Source organism: Brasilonema angustatum, from assembly GCF_059505445.1.
Window position 1 is genome coordinate 22,096 of record NZ_JCACKO010000001.1, and the last position, 14,321, is coordinate 36,416.

Below are 14,321 nucleotides of genomic sequence, written 5' to 3' on the forward strand. Positions count from 1 at the left end.
ACCTCAGAAAGAGGTGGTAATATGTCCGACCCTTCTACTATGGTTTAAAGTAGAATAAGAAACTCAGCTACAAAAACAGCCAATGGTGTTTGATCCTAACTTTTTGAATGACTACCCTGAGGAACATCCCAATCAGCTTATCTCTGATAGCTTTGAGGAACACCCCAATCACTTACTCAAGTATCTACAGCACCAGTCCCCTGAGGTTCTAGCCCGCGTCGCTCAGTCCGTCAGCCCGGAAATTAAACAAATTATTTCCCAAAACGTCCAAGGGCTAGTCGGAATGTTACCCGCTGAAAATTTTAACGTGCAAATTACAACAGATCGAGACAATCTGGCGGGTCTTTTAGCGTCGGCTATGATGACGGGTTATTTTCTTCGCCAAATGGAACAACGGATGCAGTTGGATCATTTGAGTAACAATCCGTAAGTCAAGTGTCAAGTGTCAAAAATTATTAGACTCCTAGACTATGGACTACTTCTGGGGATAGGTTCCTAACTGTACTTGAAATGTTTTAAATTCCCCGTTACGGTTGACCTCAATTTCCAGAATCTTGCCTACAGTACTAGACTCTACTAGTTTCTGTACTTGAGCAGATGTTTTAACCGGCTTAGCGTTAACTTTTTGAATCATGTCCTCAGGAAGGAGTCCGGCTCGTTGTGCTGGAGACTTTTCTAAAACTCCTGTAATTGCAACACCAACATTCTCCTTAATATTGAGATTTTTGTCTTGATTTATCTGCTGTTTTTTGGCAGGAGAAAGATCTGACATTTCAATCCCCAAGAAAGGATGTTGTACACGCCCTTTAGTGAAAAGCTCGTTAGCAATACGGGCTGCGGTTTCAATTGGGATGGCAAAACCTAGCCCTTGAGCATCGGCGCGGATAGCAGTGTTAACACCAATAACATCGCCTTGAGCGTTTAACAATGGTCCGCCAGAGTTACCAGGGTTAATAGCCGCATCTGTTTGGATAAAACTGACTCGCTTATCTGGAACACCAACTTGAGCGCTAGTGCGATCTGTAGCGCTGATAATACCGATTGTCACAGTATTGTCTAACCCCAAGGGATTACCAATAGCGATCGCCCATTCACCGGGTATTAAGTTTTGTGAATTACCTATTTTTACTGTTGGCAGATCAGAAGCCGAAATTTTGACAACAGCAACATCTGTTATAGAATCAACTCCCACTACCGTACCGTCAAAAGTCCGACCATCTTTGAGGGTTACTAATACTGTGTCAGTATCTGCAACCACATGAGCGTTAGTTAGTATTTGTCCATTTTCACTCAAAATAAACCCAGAACCGGTACCACGCTCTATTCGTTCTCGGGGGAATGGTTGCTCTTCTTCTCCAAAAAACCGCCGCAACAGAGGATTCTTTAAAGCATCAGAAATAGGATTCGCCACTTTGCGGGTTGCATTAATTCGGACGACTGCTGGTCCAGTTTTTTGAACAGCACTAGCAATAAAATTCATGTTATCGCCAATATTAGCCCCAACTTGACTTCGGACAGGATTTGAAACTGGGGTTTCCGAAGATGAAGATGCTGTTACATTTCTTAACTCTTTAAACCAAGTATTTTGTGGTATAAAATAGCGACTACCAAACAAGCCTGCACCGCCGCCGATAGTCAATAAAGATAGATAAATAACCAGTTGCTTTAAAGATAAAGATAATTTCATAATCATTATATTTAAGGACAGCAATGCAGATGCTAACTTCTAAGTGTAGTCAAGTTAGGGGATAGTTGACTAAGCAAAAACCCGGAACTGGTAGAGTCAGAACTCAGGACAGTGAACAGTGAACAGTAAACAGTGAACAGTGAACAGTGAACAAGGGGTGGACGAGTCCGTTTCCAACCTGATAACTGATAACTGGTAACTGATAACTGGTAACTGATAACTGATAACTGATTCATCCTTTAGAGTTCCAACTGGGTTTTGTGTTCTGCATTCTGAATTCTTCTCAAAGATTCATTGCTGATCAGTAAGTTTTCGTTACAAATAAGCACCGCTTAAGGACTCACTACCTCTGTCGCCTGCTATTGCGATTTAAAATCTAGAGTAATTGAGTGCCTCCTTTGTATACATGACTGTTTGCTATCGTTTACTCTTTCTCTGTATTAGCATAGTCACCAGCACCCTTGGGCTTATACACACTAGCCCATACTCTGTACTTGCACAACAGACTATCACTGGTTGTCAGAGTTCAGCCCTTGAACGCTTCGGACGACACAAAATTGCACCAGGAGAAACTGTGGAGAGTATAGCCCAGCGTTATAATCTCACACCAGCTACTATTATCGCCATGAATCCGACCTTAAGAAATAATAAAGTTGCTGTTGGTCGCGAGATTCAAATACCTCCCTACAATGGGATTGTTGTTGAAGTACCTCCTGGTCAAAACTGGCGACAAATAGCGGCAAAATATAAAATCCGTCCTGATGTCTTATTTGAGGTGAATGGGTGTCAGAAAAATTCCAGATTTGTGTTTGTCCCACAGCTAAAACGCTCACCCAATCGTCCCATAACAGAGTCTTTTACATCAACTTCTACTCCGAGTAAATTAGCTGGATATCCGTTAGCGGAAGTCGCAACAGTGGCTTTACCTTATGGCTGGCAGACTAATCCTACCAACGGTAAAGTTTTTTTTCATAGTGGTGTGGATTTGTTAGCAGCAAAAGGAACGCCTGTGCAAGCGATCGCTGATGGGACAGTCGCTTTTGCCAGTGAGCAAGGGACTTATGGTAATTTAGTCATTATCAATCACAGTGGGGGATTGCAAAGCCGCTACGCCCATCTTGAAAATATCAAAGTCTCCGTTAGTCAACAAGTGAATAAAGGAGACATCGTCGCAACTGTGGGTACAACTGGAACACCTAGCACAAACCAACCCCATCTCCATTTTGAAGTGCGTTCTAGCTCATCCCTAGGTTGGGCGGCTCAAGATCCTAGAGGATATTTACAGCAGTGAAACTCTTATTCTCTCATTCCCTCGTCGTTCTCTCGTTCCCAGGCTCTGCCTGGGGATGCCGACCTTCAGGCTCCGCCTCACATTCTCCGCTAAGATGTAGATAAAGCACTCAATAATTATTCTTCAAACCAACTCTAAATAGACTGAGTCGATTGAACCAGATGCATCCCAGAAGCTGCAAATCTTTCAAATGCAGCTTCTGCGGCTTCCGAATAATCCACAACACCAGGAACAACAACCGGGGAAGTACAATCTTCCAGCAAATAAACTTTTTTCGCTAAATTAGAATCTATCTGTTGAATTTCTGTTAGTAAATCATCCACTGTCCAAGCAACACAGTGACTTTTTGCTTGTCCTGCGATTATCACACAATCAAAATCTAATAATTGTTGAATTAAGTGCGTATTCTTTTGTCCAATCTGACGTTGATCAAAACTTTCTAACACTTCTGGACGTAAGACAGAATAATTTTCTGTTAAAGGGTGATTACCTTTGATTTCAAATTGTGTCTGAGTCTGACGAGCAATGCTGTGGAAAAATACTGCTTCTTCTACAGCAGAAACTAATGCATGACCGATACCACCTAGCATAGAATGATAAGGCCACACAGTCAAAGGATATTTGCCATCTTGACTCAGCTGCTTAACGTAGTGATAAGCGTGTTTTTCTAAAAATTCATAGTTGTATCCAAGACTTGAGGAGCCAGTGCGTTGCGGAGCCAGTGCTGCAGGAGGGTTTCCCTCCGTAGGCATCTGGCGTTGGGGTTCCCCCCGTTGTAGCACCTGGCGTGCGACTCCTGGGTTGACTTTCCAAACACCTTTTTCAATATCTGCTGGTGTAATATTGGTAGCAGAAGGAGTTGGGTGTTCACCTGCAGCATTTACCCAAAAAATGGGATGAAAAATCTGCATTGCTGTATGAGTATCCATAGTCGGGATAATTTTAGTAATTTTCCCCAAATTGCCATAGAGAAACTCACACAAGCGGACGTTATCATCTACCGCACCTGTTCCAGATTTACCACCTACAAATAATTCAAACTCGGGAATACAAAAGGTGTTTTGTACATCAATCAGAAGTAAACAAATGCGTGTTTTATCTTCTGAAGATGGTTTAATATTATATTTATTTGCCCATTCTCTCGCTTCTTTTGCACGTTGTTGGTAAGGTACGCGCCAGACATAGCCGACTTCTTCAGGGTTGAAATGCGGGGGAATAGGTAGTTGGGTTTTTGTTGGGGTGTTCATAAGTTAAATTGCAACCTCTATCTAAACCGCAATCCAAAGCTTGCCATGTCTGGGTGGCTTGGATAGGTTTGTGGTGGGTGGATTACTCTATTTTAGTGACGGATTTTGTCGTTATTAAAATCGATTGCCATTTCTAGACTTTAACTTTTTATTCCTGACTCTGGTTTGCGGTAAATCTTTCTTATCCTTCTGAAAGTAGCAGATTTCGACGAGAGTGGGCCATATCTCTAAAGATGCCTGAAATTGACTGATAACGTCATCAACAATCCGAGAGACATTTTGCTGAAAGAAATCGGGTTCAAACCCATAAAATACGCGCGATAGGTTGTCAGCAAAGAACTGGAGAGATTGTCTACGTTCTTCATTCTGAGTGGATATTGAAGCTTTGACCACTTGATTATAGATGTCGCCGACTCTTTCCAAGATTTCTTCAGAGTCTTGTGAAGTTACTTCGCCGGAATAGTCAAACTTGATCGTAAGATCTTCAAGTTCATAAATACCGTTCTTGATCTTCTTTTTGAGTAAATTACATATCTCCTCATTGAAAATTTCACTTGCAATCGGATTACGCATATAGTTATTCCGAATATGGTTCTGTGCAGCATCTACGTGTGCAGCTACTATCCCTTCTTGCTGTATCCAAAGCCGATAGATGTAATCCTCGAACCTCAGTCGAGTCGGAAAAAAGGGTGGCAAACCAAACTGATTATCATACCCCGCGACCCCACAATCCATCCTCCAATTTTTGTTGGTAACGACTGGTCTGAAATTTACGAGAACATAAATATCATTGAGTTCGTCTAGACTAATTTGGTTTTCATCATTCAGATACATGTGAATAAAATCGAGCGTATCAATATCGTGAGTTCCTGTCCGAAAAGTCTGGGCAATTTTGACAACAGCACTATTAGAAACTTTGCCCCTTTGCAGCAATAGAGAGTTTTCTTTGAAAAAACCTTTTGTCGTATTGGTTTCTAACTCCATTGCTGTATCAACGACTAGTTCCCCTTTCTCAAAATTGTCCGGTACCAGGTTGACTTTGTGGCCCAGAACATCCTCAAAAGAGGTGAGTAAGTCAAAGGAACGATGGACGAAACCATCCTGGTTAGACTTGAGTAGTTTGCCTCGACAGATTTCATCTGCTGATAAAGATTCCGGGCTATTTTCGATTAATGCATCCGGTCTCATATCATCATCTGAACTTACCATTAAATGTCCAAGCGTGTACATTAAGGTAAAATTCCGATTTCCGCCATAACTGGGTCGAAACAGGTTTCTGACGAGTGACTCAAGCTTCTTATCGCGAAGTCTCTGGTTTAAGAAATTGATAAACTGTTCCTTCTCACGAGGGCCAACATAAAATACATCGTTGACGGTTTTAGTCTGCTCTAGAAGTTGATAGTATTTTTCGTAGTTAGCAACACTTGAATCATCAAAAACAATGATTTTTGGAGCATGCCCGTTCACCCAGAAATTATCATCGTACTTTTCAATCGTTTCTGCTACATCTCTTAGTCGATAAGTCGGGATAACAAAGATTGTCTCTTTCGGTTTCATAATGGGTTTAATTGTCTCAAAATGTTCAAAACTAGAAAGCAAAAATAGGGATTTTTTTGATGTTAAAATCCCCTTTGATTAGGCAATACGGTTCAGTTAAGGATTTTTTGTGAGATTTGCTGATGTGTAGTGAGAGTGGATGCTACATCTCTACATTGTCTTCGTGGTAACGGTTTTGGTCTGCTCTGAACTGTATTGCTTGATTCGGTTGTCCAACAAGAGAACCTAAAAGCTTCTTCAGACATCTCAATGAGTCATGAAATGTCTGAATCTCAATTTTTGTAAATCGCAATAATTACAGAATTGAGAAAACGATGGTTGTCTGGCTAGTTTCCTGGTTGATTTGCAACTTTGAGCAGTTTACTTAGCATGGATATTAGGGCGATAGCTTCGCTGCTGTGCTCCGCGCAGATCGCTATCACATAAGCCACGCAATAAATTCTCGTTTCAGCATTAACTAGAATTGCCTCCCCTTTTCGAAAACATGCCAGTTCAACACAGAATTCAGGCACTTGAGTATTGGTAAAAGCAACGCTGCAGAAACGCTATCCACGCAATTTTAATTTCGACTAATTTTGGCTTTCTCAAAGCCTGGTTATTAGACACAACAGAATTGTTTCATATTTTTATTATTCATACTAAGGATTATAGGATTCTTTCTAAGAGCTACAATATATCGTAAGTATAAATTGAGGTATAAACAAAAAGTATAGAGCGTTTAGAAAAATTTTAAAACTACTAAATGAGAGTACAAATTCAGCTACTAAGTAGGTCAACATAAAAAAATATAAAAAACGCATTCATGAGCGCTAGCCATCCAGGAGGTGAGACCAGTGCTGCGGGAGGGTTTCCCGACAGCCAGGCATCTGGCGGAGCGCGTTAGCTCCGGCCCCCTTAGGGGCTAGTGGAACCGGAGGTTCTCCCCGAAGGGGTCTCCCTCCGTAGGTGTCTGGCATCCATACGGCTAGAAACCGTGGGCTTTCTGCTCCCAACGCTGTAAGTCTGCGAAAAGGACTTGTACTTGATTGTGATCGAGCATGATGTTTCTCTTTACTTGAGGGATGAAGGCAATAGCCATGAGGAGCAATATTCAATCAATTCCGACAGGGAGTGATCTCCTCCCCGGAAGGCGATGTAACCGTCTGGACGAATTAACAGCAAAACAGGCTTAGAGCCGAGGTGATCTTGGAAGCGCTTGTGTTCTTGTTCACTGTTCGGTGGCTCTATTTGTATGCCTTCGATCAGCTCGTGCCATAGCGCCAGCTTTTCTGAAATTTGTGCATGCAGAGTTGGAGCATCACTGATGCTGACGAAAAGGAGCGTAAACTGGCAGGGATTGAGCAGATTAAAAAGTGTCCGGTTTTCCTTTACACCGTCGGGTCGAACAACCACCAGAGGTAAGTCAGGAATGCGATCGCCAGCATGAAGGCTACCTCCGTGCTGAAGATTATCAGCTTGATCCAGTAGTGCGAGCAATTCAAATGCCTCGCGTTAATTTGCTGATTGCAGATGATGTGGGATTGGGTAAAACCATTGAGGCGGGGTTAGTTGCTCAAGAATTAATTATCCGTCATCGCTGTCGGCCCATTTTGATAGTTTGTCCATCTTTAGTGCAAATTCAGTGGCGAGACCAAATGCGCGATAAGTTTGGTTTGGATTTCCGCGTTGTGGACAGTAACTTCCGGAAACTTCTTGTGAACGCGGCAATAAGTATCTTGACCGCGCGGTATTGATTCCCACTGTACTATCAACGGATTTGGCATTCTTCCTAGAGGTAAAAGCGTGAGTTTATTGCCGTCACTTTTATTAGCTCAAATTTGCACTTGTGCCAAACAACTTCCATCTCCTATTTTGGAAGTTGTCATTGATTTATTGATAGCCAGTCCAGCAAAATATTGTAATTTTGAGAGGAAGTTTTATTTGATCGTTGCCAAGCTTTACTTCAACAGCAAGATTTGATTCGAGGGTTAACAGGCTTTCATTGGTGGACTCAAATTGGTGCTTAATCGTAAGTAATTCGCAGGACGTGATATCAGACATCCTCTAACTGCTTTTTTATTTTATCTACCTGTTTTTGCAGATAGTTCATATCGCTTTCTCTGTATTGCTACAGAGGTGCAATTGCTTCCAATGACCAATCTAGGAAGTATTCACTTTTCAAAGCAGGGCGAATCAAACTACTTTTGAACTTGTCTAGTGTCTGGTGAATTTTTGCCAGTGCTTCTGCTAAACGATAGCTTTGTGTCCCATCAAGCTTTTCATTGACTGCATGTCCTGGTGCATAGAAAAACACAGCCACGTAACGTGTTCCTTCTGGTGCGGCAATTTCTGTTGTAAAAACGCCATCTTTTCTTACAATGGGGTATGCAACCGACTGTTTTTGCTCATGTAGAAACGCTAACAGTTCCAGTTCAAAATCAATTTCTTGCTTATTTCTCCACCCACGCCGATAAACTCGTAGAATATATCTTTGTTGCTCAGTTTCCACCAAATACGTATCGTTTAACCCTCGCTTGTATAGTTTGCAGTTACGGATATCGCTGATGGGGTAGTGGCGCAGTACAGTGTCAATTAAAGCCTCACCGTCAGGAATAGAATGAATGACAGAAATTAATAATTGACTCATAAAATCATTGGTGCTGCTAATAATATTTGTTACTTATTGCAATTTGAGATTTTGAATTTTGGATTTTAGATGATTCAATAGTCATTTTTACCTGTTTCTCCACTTCCCCTCCTCCCCCACTCATTTTTTCACTTTTTTCCTGCTTTTTTTTCAACTTCATTACTCAAACTACCCCTTCATGTGGCAATCTGGGAAACAGAATGTTTTCCAACTGGATATCTTTGCTACCAAAATTTTACTTAACAGGATATGCAAACCCTGCCTACGCTAACAACTTCCAACACTGCAAATCTTCAACCCACCTTTGACACCACGATCAAACGGCGCAAAACCCGTCCAGTCAAAGTAGGCGATGTCATCATTGGGGGTGGCTACCCTGTGGTAGTGCAGTCAATGATTAACGAAGACACCCTAGATATAAACGGTTCAGTCGCAGCAATTCGCCGTCTTCATGAAATTGGCTGCGAAATCGTCCGCGTTACTGTACCTAGTATGGCTCATGCCAGAGCGCTGGCAGAGATTAAACAAAAATTAATCAAAACCTACCAGGATGTGCCTATTGTTGCGGATGTGCATCATAATGGTATGAAAATCGCCTTGGAAGTCGCCAAACACATAGAAAAAGTGCGGATTAATCCAGGGTTGTACGTGTTTGAAAAGCCAAACCCCAACAGAACCGAATACACTAAGGCTGAGTTTAACGAAATTGGCGAAAAAATTCGTGAAACTTTGGCACCGTTGGTGATTTCCTTACGTGATCAAGGCAAAGCTATGCGAATTGGGGTAAATCACGGTTCTCTTGGTGAAAGAATGCTGTTCACCTACGGCGATACCCCAGAAGGTATGGTGGAATCAGCAATAGAATTCATTCGCATTTGTGAATCTTTAGATTTCCACAATTTGGTGATTTCTATGAAAGCTTCACGAGTGCCAGTGATGTTAGCCGCCTATCGTCTCATGGCACAGCGGATGGATGAACTGGGTATGGATTATCCTCTGCACTTGGGTGTCACCGAAGCAGGTGATGGCGAGTATGGACGGATTAAATCAACCGCTGGTATTGCCACTCTCTTAGCTGATGGTATTGGCGATACAATTCGCGTGTCACTAACGGAATCACCAGAGAAAGAAATCCCTGTCTGCTACAGTATTTTGCAAGCTTTGGGATTGCGCAAAACAATGGTGGAGTACGTTGCTTGTCCTTCTTGTGGACGGACATTGTTTAACCTAGAAGAAGTTCTGCACAAAGTCCGCGAAGCGACTAAACATCTCACTGGACTCGATGTGGCAGTCATGGGGTGTATAGTCAATGGACCTGGGGAAATGGCTGATGCTGATTACGGTTATGTTGGCAAAACGCCTGGATACATTTCTCTTTACCGTGGAAGAGAAGAAATTAAAAAAGTTCCAGAAGATAAAGGAGTAGAAGAATTGATCAACTTAATTAAGATAGATGGACGTTGGATAGATCCATAAAATTTTCCAAATTTTCGACAAATTTTGTACCGCCGACACAGGTAGTCGCCGGATGACAAAGCATTTTTATGAAATAAAAAAATATGCTCAGTCTTTAGTGCAAAACCCTGTGTTAGATTGAGCATACTGATTAGAAAATTTTGCGTCTTGCACAGCTGTCATTATGGTGATTACAAGAAGTGGACTTGTTTTGGGTGCTACAGCGGTGACACTGACAACAATAGCAGTCACTGGCCTGGGTATTCACTCACAAGGACAGGCTTTATTTAAAGAAAGTCCTAAGGAATTAATAGATGAAGTTTGGCAAGTTATTAACCGCCAATATGTAGATGGTACTTTTAATAAATTAGATTGGGCGGCTGTTCGTCGTGAGTACCTGAACAAGTCCTACAGCGACAAGCAGCAGGCTTACAAGTCCATCCGCGAAATGTTGAAGAAGCTGGGTGATCCTTACACTCGGTTTATGGATCCACAGGAGTTCAAAAATATGCAAGTGGATACCTCTGGAGAACTGATAGGTATTGGTATCCAAATTGGCATAGATGAGAAAACGAAAAAGTTGACTGTGATTGCGCCGATTGAGGATACACCTGCTGCAAAAGCTGGTGTCCTGGCAAAAGATGTCATCACCAAAATCAACGGAAAAAGTACCGAGGGTATGGATACCAATCAGGCAGTTTCCTTAATCCGAGGTGAGGCAGGAACAGCGGTCAACTTGACAGTTCTGCGGAATGGTCAGGAAAAACAATTCAACATTGCAAGAGCTAAGATTGAAATTCATCCAGTAGAGTACTCTCAAAAACAAACTCCAGCAGGCAATCTTGGTTATATTCGCTTGAAGCAGTTTAGCGCCAACGCTGGTAAAGAAATGCAACAAGCAATCACAAATTTAGAGAGTAAGCAAGTCGCTGGTTATGTCCTGGATTTACGTAATAATCCTGGTGGCTTACTTTTCTCTAGCGTCGAAATTGCCCGAATGTGGATCAGTAATGGTACGATAGTCTCCACGAAAGACCGCTTTGCAGAAGTAGAGCGAGAAGTGGCAAAAGGACGTGCTTTGACAAACAAACCGCTCGTGGTATTAGTAGATAAAGGTTCAGCAAGTGCCAGTGAAATCCTCTCCGGAGCTTTACAGGATAACAAGCGTGCTGTTTTAGTTGGTACTCAGACCTTTGGCAAAGGCTTAGTGCAATCAGTGCGTCCTCTGGACGATGGTTCTGGAATGGCCGTGACAATTGCTAAATACTACACTCCTAATAATCGTGATATCAATCATCATGGAATTGACCCAGATGTCAAGGTGGAGTTGACGACTGCTCAGCGAGAGGAGCTATGGCTCAAACAGCGCGATAAAATTGCCACCTTACAAGATCCCCAGTTTGCCAAAGCTGTAGAAGTGATCGGCAAAGAAATTGCACAGAAAGGAAACAGCAGGGCAGAAAAAAATTAAAAAGTCAAAAGTGAGCCAGCGCGGGGGTGAAGCAGCGCTGCAGGAGGGTTTCCCTCCGCAGGCGACTGCTGAAAGGGTTCCCCGGCATAAAGCGACTGGCGTTAGCGCAGCGAGACCGGAGGTCTTCCCCCGAAGGGGTCAAGGGTCAAAAGAGTTTTTTCGACCTTTAACTTTTGACTTCAGACTGGTTGGCACTTAAGAGATCTAATCAGTCCTACGCGGCGGGCAATGGCTTCTCCTTGGGAACTAAACGGCCCCCATTGCTCAATAATTTCTGGATTATTTTCCTCAGTCGCTTCGTCACTGGGGATAATTTCGCAATGACCAGCCGAAAGCTTGACAATATACCAAGTTTGTGTATCAGTCATGGTTGATGTGAGTATCACCAGTCTAGTCTATATATGCCTAATGATACAAGCTTTTTGGCAGTAGGTCGTGTGAATCTCAATGAGGCTAGGTCAACCCCTAGCCCCTTCGGGGAATTCAAAATTCAAAATTCAAATCCTCCCATCCCACGCGCGGGGTGGGAGGAATCGTCGCCACGTCGTCTTGGTTATTAGTCATTGGTCAATTAGTAAGAAAAAGCACGATTTTCGTGTTCGCGTTTGCGCTAGCCCCGGAGGGGGCTAGCGTGCCGTAGGCATAAAACATACTAATGACAGAGGACTAATGACTAATGACTTCGATTTATCTCGGCTTTTTATGAAATTAAACGGAGTGAAAATTTCATAAAAAGCCGGGAGATGAGTTACCTCTTCCTCGGCATCAGCAAATGCACTTTAAAAAGGGAACAGGGAACGGGCAACAGGCAACAGGGGAATCCCCATAATTAAAATTAGGGGATTTAAACAAGGACGTCTTGTTGAATCGTGCTACGCATCTGTCAACAATTTTTTTGAATTCTTCCATTAATAAATTAAGGGGCTTGAATCCAATATCCGGGGCTAATTTTTTGCTGTTGCCTGTTCCCTATTCCCTGTTCCCGCCCCGGAGAGGCGGGTTAATTTTGCGACGATCTGGACTCTCTAGCTTAGAAGGGCTCCAACAACCACCACCTTTCCGGTGTACCGTTATGGTGGGGGACTTATAGCAGTTGCCAGGTAGATTAGGACATCAACTAATGAGAAAATACGGAAACCACGGGACAATCACACGCCTGCTTCCTGCTTCCTGCTTCCTGCTTCCTGCTTCCTGCTTCCTGCTTCCTGCTCCCTGCTATATAGCCCCTCAAACTCCCCATCAGTTAAATTAGAATCAGAGTGTTAAAATTGCATCCTCCCTTGTCTAGCAGGGAAATGCTTAGTAAGTGGTTGTCAATTCTATAACTGACAAACAATTGCAAAGGTTGTCATCCTTGTGAAGTTAGCAGTCTAATTTTTACCACGCAAAAGCAACACCCATAAGACTTTTGCTTGATCGATTGTTTAAGGAGATACACCAATGTCAGAACTCCAAAGAGTGACAATTCGCCCTGTAGATGAGTATAACCAGACATTAGTTTCTTACGTACATCCACTGGATTGGGTCAATCCTCAACCTGCTGATTGTTATGATTTAGTGGTTATTGGTGCAGGTACAGCCGGATTAGTGGCGGCTGGAGGTGCAGCGCTTGTGGGTGGGGGTTTAAAAGTAGCTTTGATTGAAAAGCACCTTATGGGTGGGGATTGTTTGAATTTTGGTTGCGTACCATCCAAGTGCCTGATCCGGTCTTCTCGCGTAGTTGGTGAAATGTGGAATGCCAAAACATATGGAATTCGCGCGCCCAAATATGTTGATGTTGATTTTTCTGAAGTTATGGAACGGATGCGACGAGTTAGAGCCCAAATCAGCCATAATGACTCAGCAAAACGTTTCCAAAACATGGGAGTGGATGTTTTCTTAGGAAACGCTGAGTTTTCTAGCAGTGATACTATAAAAGTTGATGACCAGACTCTCCGCTTTAAAAAAGCAGTTATTGCAACAGGAACCAGAGCCATACAACCTTCCATCCCAGGAATTGAAGAGGCGGGTTATCTGACTAATGAAACAGTTTTTTCTTTGATTCAAAAACCACTCAGTTTAGTCGTGATTGGTGGTGGTCCAATTGGCTGCGAGTTAGCACAGGCTTTTCGACGCCTGGGTTGTGAGGTGATACTTTTCCACAAAAATTCTCATCTGTTGAATAAAGAAGATACTGACGTCGCCGATATTGTCCAAAAAGTCTTTATCCAAGAAGGCATTCGCTTGGTGCTAAATAGCCAGATACAAAAGGTGGAAAAAACCGAGGACGGCAAAACAATTTACTTTACCTGCGATGGTAAACAAGATGTTGTCACAGTGGATGAAATTTTAGTCGGTACGGGACGCACCCCAAATGTGGAAGGTCTGAATTTAGACGTCGTCGGGGTAGATTACGATCAGCGCCAGGGTGTGAAGGTGAATGATTACCTTCAAACCACAAATCCTAGAATTTATGCGGCGGGTGATATCTGCATGAGTTGGAAGTTCACCCATGCTGCTGATGCTGCTGCCCGAATAGTAATTAGAAATGCACTGTTTTCTCCGTTTGGTTTGGGACGCCAGAAACTCAGCAGTTTAATCATGCCTTGGGTGACTTATACTGATCCTGAAATTGCCCATGTGGGAATGTATGAACATGAGGCGCAACAGATGGGTATTGATGTAGCGACGATTAAAATTCCTTTTACTGATATAGATCGTGCAGTTGCGGATGGAGAAGAGGAAGGATTTGTCAAAATTCACCATCGAAAGGGGTCTGATAAAATTTTGGGCGCTACTATTGTTGCCCGTCATGCAGGTGAGATGATTTCACAAATTACAACGGCAATTGTCGGTAATATTGGCTTGAATAAACTCGCTCAAGTGATTCATCCTTATCCAACTCAGGCTGAAGCCATTAGGAAGGCTGCAGATGCCTATTATCTCTCCACTGCATTCACACCAAATACCAAAAGATTATTAGCGTGGGTGAGAAAGTTTTCCTGACT

At 42.7% G+C, this 14,321-nt stretch carries 13 protein-coding genes; 6 read left to right on the forward strand and 7 right to left on the reverse strand.

The window, feature by feature from the left end:
- Positions 1-82: 82 nt before the first annotated feature.
- Positions 83-430: a DUF760 domain-containing protein gene (locus tag AC5JM2_RS00100; protein WP_495832886.1), complete on the forward strand. Its 348-nt coding sequence runs from the start codon at positions 83-85 to the stop codon at positions 428-430.
- Positions 431-475: 45 nt separating this feature from the next.
- Here the strand turns inward: AC5JM2_RS00100 and AC5JM2_RS00105 are convergent, their stop codons facing one another.
- On the reverse strand, positions 476-1,693 hold the full coding sequence (locus AC5JM2_RS00105; RefSeq protein WP_495832887.1) for an HhoA/HhoB/HtrA family serine endopeptidase: 1,218 nt from the start codon (positions 1,691-1,693) through the stop codon (positions 476-478).
- A gap of 400 nt (positions 1,694-2,093) precedes the next feature.
- Here AC5JM2_RS00105 and AC5JM2_RS00110 point away from each other — a divergent pair, with 400 nt between their 5' ends.
- Positions 2,094-2,978, forward strand: a complete 885-nt coding sequence (locus AC5JM2_RS00110; RefSeq protein WP_495832888.1) for a peptidoglycan DD-metalloendopeptidase family protein — start codon at positions 2,094-2,096, stop codon at positions 2,976-2,978.
- A gap of 134 nt (positions 2,979-3,112) precedes the next feature.
- On the opposite strand, the gene AC5JM2_RS00115 is transcribed toward AC5JM2_RS00110, so the two are convergent.
- The 3 genes from AC5JM2_RS00115 to AC5JM2_RS00125 form a co-directional block, all read right to left on the reverse strand.
- Entirely contained in the window at positions 3,113-4,225 is a 1,113-nt protein-coding gene (locus tag AC5JM2_RS00115; RefSeq protein WP_495832889.1) for a cysteine hydrolase family protein, read from the reverse strand.
- Between the two features lie 114 nt (positions 4,226-4,339).
- A complete protein-coding gene (locus AC5JM2_RS00120) occupies positions 4,340-5,782 on the reverse strand; it encodes a hypothetical protein (protein ID WP_495832890.1) in 1,443 nt (480 codons plus the stop codon).
- Positions 5,783-6,832: 1,050 nt separating this feature from the next.
- Positions 6,833-7,174, reverse strand: a complete 342-nt coding sequence (locus AC5JM2_RS00125; protein WP_495832891.1) for an aromatic-ring hydroxylase C-terminal domain-containing protein — start codon at positions 7,172-7,174, stop codon at positions 6,833-6,835.
- Here AC5JM2_RS00125 and AC5JM2_RS00130 point away from each other — a divergent pair.
- The gene (locus AC5JM2_RS00130; protein ID WP_495832892.1) at positions 7,135-7,515 is read left to right on the forward strand and encodes an SNF2-related protein; all 381 of its coding nucleotides are present in this window, start codon (positions 7,135-7,137) and stop codon (positions 7,513-7,515) included. The genes AC5JM2_RS00125 and AC5JM2_RS00130 overlap by 40 nt on opposite strands.
- A gap of 374 nt (positions 7,516-7,889) precedes the next feature.
- Here the strand turns inward: AC5JM2_RS00130 and AC5JM2_RS00135 are convergent, their stop codons facing one another.
- Positions 7,890-8,408, reverse strand: a complete 519-nt coding sequence (locus AC5JM2_RS00135; RefSeq protein ID WP_495832893.1) for a phosphotransferase — start codon at positions 8,406-8,408, stop codon at positions 7,890-7,892.
- Between the two features lie 16 nt (positions 8,409-8,424).
- On the reverse strand, positions 8,425-8,568 hold the full coding sequence (locus AC5JM2_RS00140) for a hypothetical protein (RefSeq protein WP_495832894.1): 144 nt from the start codon (positions 8,566-8,568) through the stop codon (positions 8,425-8,427).
- A gap of 89 nt (positions 8,569-8,657) precedes the next feature.
- Between AC5JM2_RS00140 and ispG the strand changes: the two genes are divergently transcribed.
- A complete protein-coding gene (ispG, locus tag AC5JM2_RS00145; RefSeq protein ID WP_495832895.1) occupies positions 8,658-9,884 on the forward strand; it encodes a (E)-4-hydroxy-3-methylbut-2-enyl-diphosphate synthase in 1,227 nt (408 codons plus the stop codon).
- A 163-nt stretch (positions 9,885-10,047) separates the two neighbouring features.
- A complete protein-coding gene (ctpC, locus tag AC5JM2_RS00150) occupies positions 10,048-11,334 on the forward strand; it encodes a carboxyl-terminal processing protease CtpC (RefSeq protein WP_495832896.1) in 1,287 nt (428 codons plus the stop codon).
- A 179-nt stretch (positions 11,335-11,513) separates the two neighbouring features.
- Here the strand turns inward: ctpC and AC5JM2_RS00155 are convergent, their stop codons facing one another.
- Complete coding sequence (locus tag AC5JM2_RS00155) at positions 11,514-11,702, reverse strand: DDE transposase family protein (RefSeq protein ID WP_495832897.1); 189 nt, start codon at positions 11,700-11,702, stop codon at positions 11,514-11,516.
- A 1,072-nt stretch (positions 11,703-12,774) separates the two neighbouring features.
- Here AC5JM2_RS00155 and AC5JM2_RS00160 point away from each other — a divergent pair.
- On the forward strand, positions 12,775-14,319 hold the full coding sequence (locus AC5JM2_RS00160) for a mercuric reductase (RefSeq protein ID WP_495832898.1): 1,545 nt from the start codon (positions 12,775-12,777) through the stop codon (positions 14,317-14,319).
- The last annotated feature ends 2 nt before the right edge of the window (positions 14,320-14,321 follow it).

Bases quoted from the DNA above. Each gene is read 5' to 3' on its own strand.
- AC5JM2_RS00120 (WP_495832890.1), bottom strand. From the start codon at position 5,782: ATGAAACCGAAAGAGACAATCTTTGTTATCCCGACTTATCGACTAAGA.
- AC5JM2_RS00160 (WP_495832898.1), top strand. From the start codon at position 12,775: ATGTCAGAACTCCAAAGAGTGACAATTCGCCCTGTAGATGAGTATAAC.
- AC5JM2_RS00135 (WP_495832893.1), bottom strand. From the start codon at position 8,408: ATGAGTCAATTATTAATTTCTGTCATTCATTCTATTCCTGACGGTGAG.
- AC5JM2_RS00100 (WP_495832886.1), top strand. From the start codon at position 83: ATGGTGTTTGATCCTAACTTTTTGAATGACTACCCTGAGGAACATCCC.
- AC5JM2_RS00140 (WP_495832894.1), bottom strand. From the start codon at position 8,568: ATGAAGTTGAAAAAAAAGCAGGAAAAAAGTGAAAAAATGAGTGGGGGA.
- ispG (WP_495832895.1), top strand. From the start codon at position 8,658: ATGCAAACCCTGCCTACGCTAACAACTTCCAACACTGCAAATCTTCAA.
- AC5JM2_RS00155 (WP_495832897.1), bottom strand. From the start codon at position 11,702: ATGACTGATACACAAACTTGGTATATTGTCAAGCTTTCGGCTGGTCAT.
- ctpC (WP_495832896.1), top strand. From the start codon at position 10,048: ATGGTGATTACAAGAAGTGGACTTGTTTTGGGTGCTACAGCGGTGACA.
- AC5JM2_RS00115 (WP_495832889.1), bottom strand. From the start codon at position 4,225: ATGAACACCCCAACAAAAACCCAACTACCTATTCCCCCGCATTTCAAC.
- AC5JM2_RS00105 (WP_495832887.1), bottom strand. From the start codon at position 1,693: ATGATTATGAAATTATCTTTATCTTTAAAGCAACTGGTTATTTATCTA.
- AC5JM2_RS00110 (WP_495832888.1), top strand. From the start codon at position 2,094: ATGACTGTTTGCTATCGTTTACTCTTTCTCTGTATTAGCATAGTCACC.